The 9263-nt window shown below is 50.1% G+C and carries 10 protein-coding genes; all 10 read left to right on the plus strand.

Going from position 1 to position 9263, the window contains the following annotated elements; all coding sequences use genetic code 11:
• Window positions 1-514: hypothetical protein (locus ABYT30_RS11260; RefSeq protein ID WP_373096518.1), on the plus strand; the 514-nt coding region annotated here is incomplete at its 5' end.
• A 248-nt stretch (window positions 515-762) separates the two neighbouring features.
• Window positions 763-2394 (plus strand): FadD3 family acyl-CoA ligase, encoded by a 1632-nt coding sequence (locus ABYT30_RS11265; RefSeq protein ID WP_373096520.1) that lies wholly within the window; start codon window positions 763-765, stop codon window positions 2392-2394.
• A 20-nt stretch (window positions 2395-2414) separates the two neighbouring features.
• Window positions 2415-2918: an Lrp/AsnC family transcriptional regulator gene (locus ABYT30_RS11270; RefSeq protein WP_373083128.1), complete on the plus strand. Its 504-nt coding sequence runs from the start codon at window positions 2415-2417 to the stop codon at window positions 2916-2918.
• Between the two features lie 10 nt (window positions 2919-2928).
• The gene (locus tag ABYT30_RS11275; protein WP_373083127.1) at window positions 2929-3399 is read left to right on the plus strand and encodes an Lrp/AsnC family transcriptional regulator; all 471 of its coding nucleotides are present in this window, start codon (window positions 2929-2931) and stop codon (window positions 3397-3399) included.
• A gap of 41 nt (window positions 3400-3440) precedes the next feature.
• The gene (locus tag ABYT30_RS11280; RefSeq protein ID WP_373096522.1) at window positions 3441-4799 is read left to right on the plus strand and encodes an MFS transporter; all 1359 of its coding nucleotides are present in this window, start codon (window positions 3441-3443) and stop codon (window positions 4797-4799) included.
• A 129-nt stretch (window positions 4800-4928) separates the two neighbouring features.
• A complete protein-coding gene (locus ABYT30_RS11285) occupies window positions 4929-5447 on the plus strand; it encodes an RDD family protein (RefSeq protein WP_373083123.1) in 519 nt (172 codons plus the stop codon).
• Window positions 5448-5588: 141 nt separating this feature from the next.
• Entirely contained in the window at window positions 5589-6521 is a 933-nt protein-coding gene (locus ABYT30_RS11290) for a peptidyl-prolyl cis-trans isomerase (RefSeq protein WP_373096524.1), read from the plus strand.
• Window positions 6518-7504, plus strand: coding sequence for a HupE/UreJ family protein (locus ABYT30_RS11295; RefSeq protein WP_373084567.1), 987 nt, complete (start codon window positions 6518-6520; stop codon window positions 7502-7504). Before ABYT30_RS11290 ends, ABYT30_RS11295 begins: the two co-directional genes overlap by 4 nt.
• A gap of 148 nt (window positions 7505-7652) precedes the next feature.
• Entirely contained in the window at window positions 7653-8648 is a 996-nt protein-coding gene (locus tag ABYT30_RS11300) for an AraC family transcriptional regulator (protein WP_373096526.1), read from the plus strand.
• Window positions 8649-8868: 220 nt separating this feature from the next.
• Window positions 8869-9263: TonB-dependent receptor plug domain-containing protein (locus tag ABYT30_RS11305; RefSeq protein ID WP_373096528.1), on the plus strand; the 395-nt coding region annotated here is incomplete at its 3' end.

Here is a 9263-nt window from a genome sequence, read left to right on the forward strand (position 1 = left end):
TCGCGAGTTTTCGCTGACAATGGCCATTGCCGCCTTTTTGTGTGTACTTAAATTTATAAGGATTTCTATGTCTGAATTGGTTTTTTCGTCAACAGTCGCCCTAGAGCAGGCATTAGATGGCAGCGACGAGGCTTTTCATCGATATTTTCACGCGCTGTATAACTGCAGTTCTGATTCAGATAATACGATAAATCAGCATCGGCAGCGTTTGCAGGTGGAGTATCCCGAGAAAGCTGTCCCGGTTGGTCGGTACTTTGTATTATGGGGCGAGGCGGCAGTTAAGTCCTTGCGCAGTTATTATAGTGAACTTGTTGCCAATGAGTCCTTGCCTGATGATTTTCGCGGTTATGCCAATGGCAGGTTGCAAGCAATTGAACTGCGCCATTTGACCAGTCAAGGCTTATCAGTCCCTATCGATTTATCTGAAGGGCAGCTCAGCAAGGACGATTACCTTGATTTTTATACCTGTGTCGCGCTTTCTAATGGTCAGGTTATTGTTAAAGATACAGAGTAACGAGCGCGAGGGCTTGTTTCTTTGTGAGGGCGAGTAGGCCTTAATGTAATGCGCCTTAAAAGCCCGCTCTACAACATAGCGCTGCCTGCTCATTGCGTTAAATGCCCGCCATGCATATGTGGTTTTTATTGAACGTTTTCTATAATGCGTAATTTAGATTGCTAAAAATTACGCATTTCTCTTGTCGTGCGCCGCGCATCGCCCTAGACTTGGCTCTGTTTGACAACTAAACAGGACTGTCTTCGCTCATGCTGCTGGAAAGCTCACCGCAAAATATCAATATGCCCCTTACCCTGCCAAGGCTCTTCGGCTGGGCTGCGCAGCAATTCAGTGCGAAAGCCGCTGTTCGCGAAGGTGGGAAGGATATCTCTTATTCCGACCTAAACGATTTACGCCGCGCTGCTGGACGGGCATTCATGGCAATGGGGGTCGGTCACGGTGACCGTGTGGCGATATGGGCGCCGAATAGCGCTGAGTGGATTGTGGCGGCGGCGGGTGCGCAATCAGTGGGGGCAATTTTAGTGCCGCTGAATATCCGCTTACAGGGCAGTGAGGCCGCTGATATATTGGGCCGCGCTGGGGTTAAAGTTTTGCTTACCGTGGCTGAACTCGAAAAGGGTGAGCCGCTGGCGATGTTGGCTGAGCAGGCACTTCCGGAATTACAGCAGCGTATTCTATTACCCCCTTATTCAGGCACAAATACAGGGTCAATCGCGGCAAGCATGAGCTGGATTGATTTCATGGCAAGTGCCGCTCAGGCCGATGACGCAAAGTTTATTGCCGCCGAGCGGGCAGTGAACCCCTTTGATAGTGCCGATATGCTTTTTACCTCGGGAACCACGGGCAAAGCTAAGGGGGTGCTGTGCAGTCATGAGCAGAATATTCGGGCATTCCAGAGCTGGAGTGCGACGGTAGGTCTGCGCAGTGACGACAATTATTTAATTGTGAATCCTTTCTTTCACTCCTTTGGTTATAAAGCGGGTTGGTTGGCGGCGATTATCAGTGGCGCAACCATTCTGCCCATGGCGAAATTTGACAAGCGCAGTGTTCTAGAAACTATTCAGCGCGACAAAGTGACCATGTTACCGGGAGCGCCGTCGCTTTATGAAATGCTATTAAACGCCCCTGAGCGCGGTGACTACGATTTGTCGAGTTTGCGGCTGGGCGTTACTGGTGCGGCTTCTGTGCCGGTGCAGTTAGTGCGCGATATGCGGAATATTCTTGGCTTTGAAACAGTGGTAACCGCATATGGATTGACTGAGTCGACCGGCGTTGTGACTGTTTGCCGTCCCGAAGATGAGGCGGAAACGATTGCGACGACCTCAGGTCGGGCGATTGAAGGCGTTGAATTGATATGCGCCAATCCCAATACAGGTAAGGAAGTGCCAAGGGGCAGTGAGGGTGAGGTTTGGTTGCGCGGCTATAACGTGATGCAGGGTTATTTTGATATGCCTGAAGCCACTGCAGAAACGATCACCGCCGATGGTTGGTTGAAAACCGGTGACATTGGCGTCATGGACGAACGGGGTTATTTACGCATCACTGATCGCCTCAAAGACATGTACATCATGAATGGCGAAAATGTTTACCCCGCTGAGGTCGAGAAAGTTTTATACGGCTTGTCCGGCGTAGCACAGGCCGCGGTGATCGGCGTACCTAAGGCGCCACAGGGCGAAGTGGGGATGGCCTTTGTGGTTAAAAAAGCGGGTAGTGACCTGAGCGCTCAGCGTGTGAGTGAATATTGTGGCGAGTATTTAGCGCGCTATAAATGTCCGTTTTACGTGGAGTTTGTCGAGGCCTTACCTTTAAATGCCTCGGGCAAAGTGCTAAAAACCGAATTAAAAATCTTGGCAAGCACGCTGCTGAGTAAGAAAAAATAAAGCAGCTAAGGGAAACGGCTATGACAGAACTCGAAGGCGATGATCATTTACGCCCTGCACCATCCCAGCATATGGACGAGGTAGATCACCGCATTGTCGCTCATTTGCGTCGTGACGGTCGCATGGCGTTCAAAGCACTGGCAAGCGAGCTGAGCTTGACCGAGGCAACTGTCCGTTCGCGGGTGCGTCGCCTAGAAGAGGGCGATAGCTTGCGTGTGGTGGCAGTGACTGATTACGAAGCGGTGGGTTATTCCATGATGCTTGCGGTCGGCATACAGGTAGAAGGCCGGCCTGCCGATGCCGTGGCCAATGATTTAGCGGCTTTTCCTGAGGTGTTTTCGGTGTGTCAGGTGGTGGGCACCTTGGATATTGAAACCTTGGCGGTGGCCAAGGATCAGGAAAGCCTCACCGACTTGCTCGTGCGTTTGGGCGCGGTGCCCGGGGTGCGCAAATTACAGCCGTCAGTTGCCTTAGATGTGTTAAAAAATCAATCGAACTGGGTGCCCTTTGGGCATGGTGTATAAGGCGGTGACTGTGGCTAAAAAACAATTAGACGAACTTGATCGCAAAATACTTGACGGTTTGGCTCAAGATGCCCGCATCAGCAATCGTAAAATTGCCGCTGATTTAGGCATCACCGAGGGCACTGTACGCAGTCGCATTAAGCGTATGGAGAGCGAAGGTCAGGTGCGGATCACCGCCATGACCAATATTGCGCGCTTGCGCAATCCGACCCTTGCCTATATTTGGGTGGAGGTTGAGCGCAGCGCCCAGTGCGACGATGTCGCCGAGCAACTTGCGGCAGTGCCGGAAATTGGCTTTGTCGGTAAAATGCTCGGCCGTTCCGATATTTTAGCGATTACCCTAGTGCGAGATAATGCCGAATTGGCGCGCTTCTTACACAGTAAAATCACCGGTTTACCCGGCGTACGTCGTACCGAATGCTCGCTAGGCGTGAATTTTGTTAAGCATGACTATCGTATGAGCCGTATAGTAAATGACTGAGTGCTCGCGTTTTGAGCTTTGAGTCCTACCGAGAATAATAAATGACAAAGTCTGTTGATCCTGCCGTTGATGTGGAAAACACCCCACAACCCATTGAAGTCCTCCATGAATCTCATCTAAGTGCCAAACAATGGCTCCTTGTTGTGCTTTGTACTATGGCAAGCATGATTGAGGGCTTTGATATTGTCGCCATTGCCTACACCGCACCGGCGATCAGTCAGGACTGGGGTGTTTCCGCGACCGACATGGGGGTGGTGTTAAGCGCTGGTGTGCTCGGCATGACGCTTGGCGCAATGTTTCTGTCGTTCTTAGCTGATCGCTATGGTCGCCGCATAATGGTGAGTGTGTCGATGCTAATCGCCGGTATCGCGACAAGCGCCGTTATCTTTGCGGGTACTGTCGCTGAATTAGTCGTTCTGCGGGTTGTTGCCGGTTTAGCCCTAGGTCTATTGGTTGCGTCATTGTCGCCATTGGTGGGGGAATTTAGTCCCCGTCGACACCGCACGTTAATCATATCGGTGCTGATCGCTGCGGCGTCCTTGGGTGCGGTAATCGGCGGCTTACTCACGTCGGTGATTGTTGCCGAGCACGGCTGGCAGAGCGTTTTTCTGTATGCCGGTATCATCACCGTGGTTCTCGGTATTTTGATTCAGCTACTGGTGCCAGAGTCACTGGCGTTTACGATTAAGCGTCATCCTGAATTGGGTTTAGAGAAAGTAAATCAAACCCTGCTCAGTTTGGGGCAGGCACCCCTGGCGGCATTGCCGATAGTGCCCGAGTCTGTGAGTCGAGAATCTTCCACCGTGTTTGCGCTGTTGATACCTGCGCGTAGAGTAACCACGATACTGACTTGGGCGGCATTTTTCGCTGGCTTTTTGGTGGTGTATTTTATCACCAGCTGGATGCCGCAAATTTTGACCAACGCGGGTTTAAGTCAAGAAAAAGCCATTCAGGCAACGGCGGCGATTCCCTTTGGCTCACTAATTGGTACTTTATTGATTGGCTGGTTGGCAAAGTGGGCTGCAATAAACCGCATAATAGCCGCGGCATTTATTGCTGGAACGGCGGTTATGCTGGTACTTAGCTTCCTTGTCCGCGATATTGCTAGCATGAGTTTTTCACTGATTTGGATCATGCTTTTCCTTATTGGTATTTTTGTGATGGGCGCGTTCTCCAATCTTTATAACATTGCCCTAGCGGTATATCCGGTACAGGTGCGTAGCACCGGTTTGGGCTGGGCGGCTGGGCTAGGTCGGGCAGGGGCGGTAATCAGTCCCTTCTTGGCGGGCGTACTGATGGGGATGGGCGTTTCTTTACCTGCACTGTTTCTTTATTTTGCGATTCCCACTGTGGCGGCGGCAGGCTTGGTATACCTCATTAATATGCGGGAAATGCCCTAGGAGCAGAGGACTTAGCTGCTAAAGGTTTTAGTGTGGCAGCAATGTCGATATTCCTAAAATAAGTAGAAGTGCATTGCCCAGCCCTTGATTGGCGAGGGAGGTGTGGTTTGAATTTTATCAGGAGGGCACATGGAAAATTCATCGTCAGAGAAGAAAGAGGCTTCGCTGGAGTACGCGGGATTCTGGGTGCGGGTTTGGGCCTCGATCATAGACACCGTGCTTTTTGGTTTATTACTTGTCCCCATTTTTGCATTAACAATGGGTGACGCCCAGTGGTCAAGTATCGAGCGCGATGGGATGCACGCCTCGACGATGTCATTTCAGAGTATGAGTATGACAGGCGCTGTAAGCGTGCTGCTTAACTATATTTTGCCCGCCTTGGTAATCATTGTTTTTTGGGTTTATAAATCCGCAACGCCGGGTAAACTCCTGCTAAAAATTAAAATTGTTGACGCCAAAACCGGCGCAAAGCCAGCTGCGTGGCAATGGCTGATTCGCTACATCGGCTACTATGTTTCCGCCTTTGTATTTATGTTGGGCTTTATATGGGTGGGGTTGGATCGGCGCAAGCAGGGCTGGCACGACAAGCTGGCTGGCACCGTGGTGATTAGTGCAAAGTCCGTAGAGCCGGTTCAGTTTCAAGGCTAGCATTATTACTGTTTGGGTGTTAATACAACTATTTAATTAATTTAAATGTCCGTTCAAGTTAAACATATTTTCCCCAATGTAGCCTTGAGCTAATTACTCGAATGTTTAGGTCAGAAAGTTCCTAGATCCCTAAAGGAAGAAATGATGCGTTTATTCCGAGAGCCCTTATTTCATTTTGTACTGATTGGTGTGCTCTTGTTTATTTATAAACAGTATCAACAAACTGTAAAGACCTATGAAATTGTTTCTTTAGATAAGGATGCTCGCCAGCAATTATCGGATGATTTTATTAAACAAAGCGGGCGTGCGCCGAGCCAGGCTGAGCTGGGGCTACTTGCCGAGCAGGAGTTAGATAGCCGAATACTGTTTACTGAAGCACTGCGCCGAAATTTTCATCGTGATGACAGTGTGGTGATTCAGCGCCTACTGCGCGACGCGAACTTTCTCGGATTTACAGGCAGTGACCAAGACAAAATTCGGGCTGCACTTGTGCTCGGAATTCACGAGTCAGATGAAGTTATCCGTAGTCGTATGATTCAGCGCATGGAAAGCGTAGGTCGGAGTCACGCAAACCGTAGTCCAACGGACGCTGAGCTCATGGCGCTTTACCGAGCAGACTTGGCGCGCTGGCAAACGCCAGACCGTTTCAATTTTACACAGATTTTTTTTAGTGCCGATCGCGATGAGGACCCTGCGCAACGAGCGAAAGCTGCACTTCGGGCTATCCAACTTAAAGCAAGTGCGGAGGGCCTTGGTGATCCATCACTTCACGGCAGTCTATTTGTAGAAGTGTCTACGCGGGATATTGCCAAGGTATTCGGTGAATCATTTGGCGAAGCCGTCGCCGCGAAATCCACGCTGTTAAATGAATGGCAGGGCCCGATTTCATCGGTTTATGGTCAGCATTTAGTGCGCGTAACCAGGGCCATATCTGGTCAACGGCGGAAATTTGAGGAGGTGCGGACGAAGCTGGCGTTAGATTGGCAAGAGCAGAGTGAGCGCGAGGCGCTCGCGGCGTTCATTGCCAATTTACGTGAACGTTATCTGGTGCTCAATGGAGAGGAAACCAAGTGATCCGATTAGTTTGTCTTTTGACAATCCTGCTGAGCAGCCCATGTTTTGCTCACAAACTCGCTCCCTCCTTGCTTGAAATTGTCGGGCAGGATCGCCAGCAATTTACTCTGATGTGGAAAACGCCGGCCTTAAGTGGGCAGGCCCGTCCTGAACCAGCGTTGCCAGCAAGCTGTTTAGCTATAACAGAGCCACGGCAGTATGCAGTTGGCACCTCAATTGAGTGGCATTGGCAAATACAATGCCCGCAAGGAATCGAGGGTCAAGATATCCAAATCACCGGTTTGATCGCTAGCCGGACGGCAGCCTTAATTAAAATTTCGCTTGCTGATGGCCGCCAATATAGTCAGTTGATGCGGCGGGACAGTCAAGTATTTACGGTACCGCTCGTCCCCGACACTTTTCAGGTGGTTAAACAATACTTTGTACTTGGTGTCGAACATATATTGATCGGCTTTGACCACCTGCTTTTTGTTACTGGCCTGCTGTTACTTGCCGCGTCTTGGCGGCAGCTGTTGCTAACAGTCACTGCCTTTACCATTGGGCACAGCGTAACATTGGTTTTGGTTAGCGTGGGGATTGTTCCTCAGCTTGGTGCTTGGGTAGAGCTGGCAATAGCAGTAACCATTCTTTATTTGGCCATTGAACTTAGTGCTAAGTCGATTGGCAGTGGTCGCTTGCGATGGCCCCTAATCACTGCGTTCGGTCTAATTCATGGCTTGGGTTTTGCCAGTGTGCTCAATGAGCTCGGTTTGCCGCAAGGTGAAGTGATTGCAGGATTGCTATCGTTTAACGTGGGTATTGAAGTTGGGCAATTGGTTTTTATCAGCGCTTTGGGCTTGGTATTTATGTTTTTGCGAAAATTGGCTGATGGTGCCGCACCGCTGATGCGCAGTGCCGCCATTTATACAATGGGCGGCGTGGCTGTATTTTGGTGTTTGGATCGAAGCTATGGCTTGGTAGTGGATAGCCTCTATTATCTCTGAGTATGTTTGCTAGTGTTAAGGCTGCGGCCGGGCTGGTTGTGACGGAAACACGGGATTATCCGTCTACGCTATATGCCTGGCTTTGAATGCTATCCGGCGCTGTTATATTAACCGTGAGTAGAATAATCATGTTTTGGACATCGCAGCTTTGAAAACCGTAAGTAGTGCCGCTCTAGCAGGCGCGGATAGTCTTATCCGGCAATATAATATCGACCCTGCGATGGTGGCGCGGTTGGCCAATGTCGACGAGGCGGCGCTTTCTGATCCAAGTTTGTTGGTGGACGCCAAGGCGGTGTTAAGGTTTTTTGAGATCGCGGCCACGAGTTGTGGCGAACGTTATTTTGGCATTGAGCTTGCCAAACAACAGGGTTTGGAAATTCTGGGTAGTGTTTGGCTGGTTGCCCGGCATGCGTCGACTCTAGGCGAAGCAATCGACAATATAGCCGAGGCGATGCAGTTATACAGTGATAGCGTCTTTTTACGTGGTCTGCCGGAGCCGCTCGGGACCGCGTATTGTTACGACACGATTGCCGGTGATCCGGCAGGCGAGGTGCAGTCAGTTGAATTAGCTTACATATTGCTTTGTCAGGAGGTTAGAGCGCATGCAGGGCCGTCTTGGTATCCGACTTATGTTCAATTTCGGCATGCGCCGCCATCCTCGCTGACTCGGCATCGCAAGGAGTTTGGCAGGGCCTTACAGTACAATCAGGATCGGAATGCGCTTTTAGTTGATAAGAAAACTTTAGCATTACCGCTGAAAAAAGCGGATAAATTACACGGTGCATTGCAGCGCGTACTGCGTTTGCGTCAGCGCTCAGCTAAAGAAAGCTTCCCATCACGAGTGGAAATAATCGTACGAAATCTTATTAGCTCAGAGATTTGCGATGCTGCTGCGGTGGCTGAAGCGCTGGGCGTCAGCGTGCGAACACTGCAAAGCAAACTTGCTGAAAATGGCACCCAGTACCAAACTATTCTCGATTCTGTGCGCGAAGCGCTAGCACGCAAATATTTGCGAGAATCCGAACTCTCTATTGCGGAAATCGCGGAGCTCCTGCAATTTTCGGAAACTAGTGCCTTCTCACGATTTTTTAGTAAACGTACGTCAGTGACGCCGCGGCAATATCGACAAGCAAGCTCCGGCTAGTTTGCTTAGCTTCCTATCACCTCCTCTTTAACCCCTAAAAATACTACTGCTTGTCCGCTGTTTAGCTTGCGGCGCAATTTTTGGCATCCTTAAACAATTTAGTGGCGGCAAAAAGCAAGGATGTGCTGCGCCGATATTTTACCGTAGTCAATAGACCGCTGCGTGGACTAACCGTGCCATGTGTGTTTTCGGTGATGACCGGCAATAAGTGAGAATAATAATGACCTACCAAGTAAGTGCACTACGGCTTTTTCTCGTTGTAAATCTGTGTTTTTGGGCTGTTGTGCCGCTTACGCGTGCAGAACGCGTAATAGAAGAGGTTATCGTTTCGGCGCAAAAGCGCGAGGAGAGTATGCAGAGCGTACCTTTAGCTGTTACGGCGGTCGGTGAGCAAGAATTGGCTGATGCCGGTATTAATGATATTACCGATTTGTCTATGCAGATTCCTTCTCTAGTGGTGTCCACTAATACCAGCCCCTTTAATACCAGTTATCGCATCCGTGGCATTGGCAATGAGGGCAATATTCCAACCTTCGAGCCAGCAACTGGACTATTTGTTGATGGCGCATTTAAATCGCGCTCGGGTTTAGGGCTGGGTGAATTAGTCGATGTGCA

Source organism: Zhongshania sp. (assembly GCF_041623545.1).
Taxonomy (GTDB): Bacteria; Pseudomonadota; Gammaproteobacteria; order Pseudomonadales; family Spongiibacteraceae; genus Spongiibacter.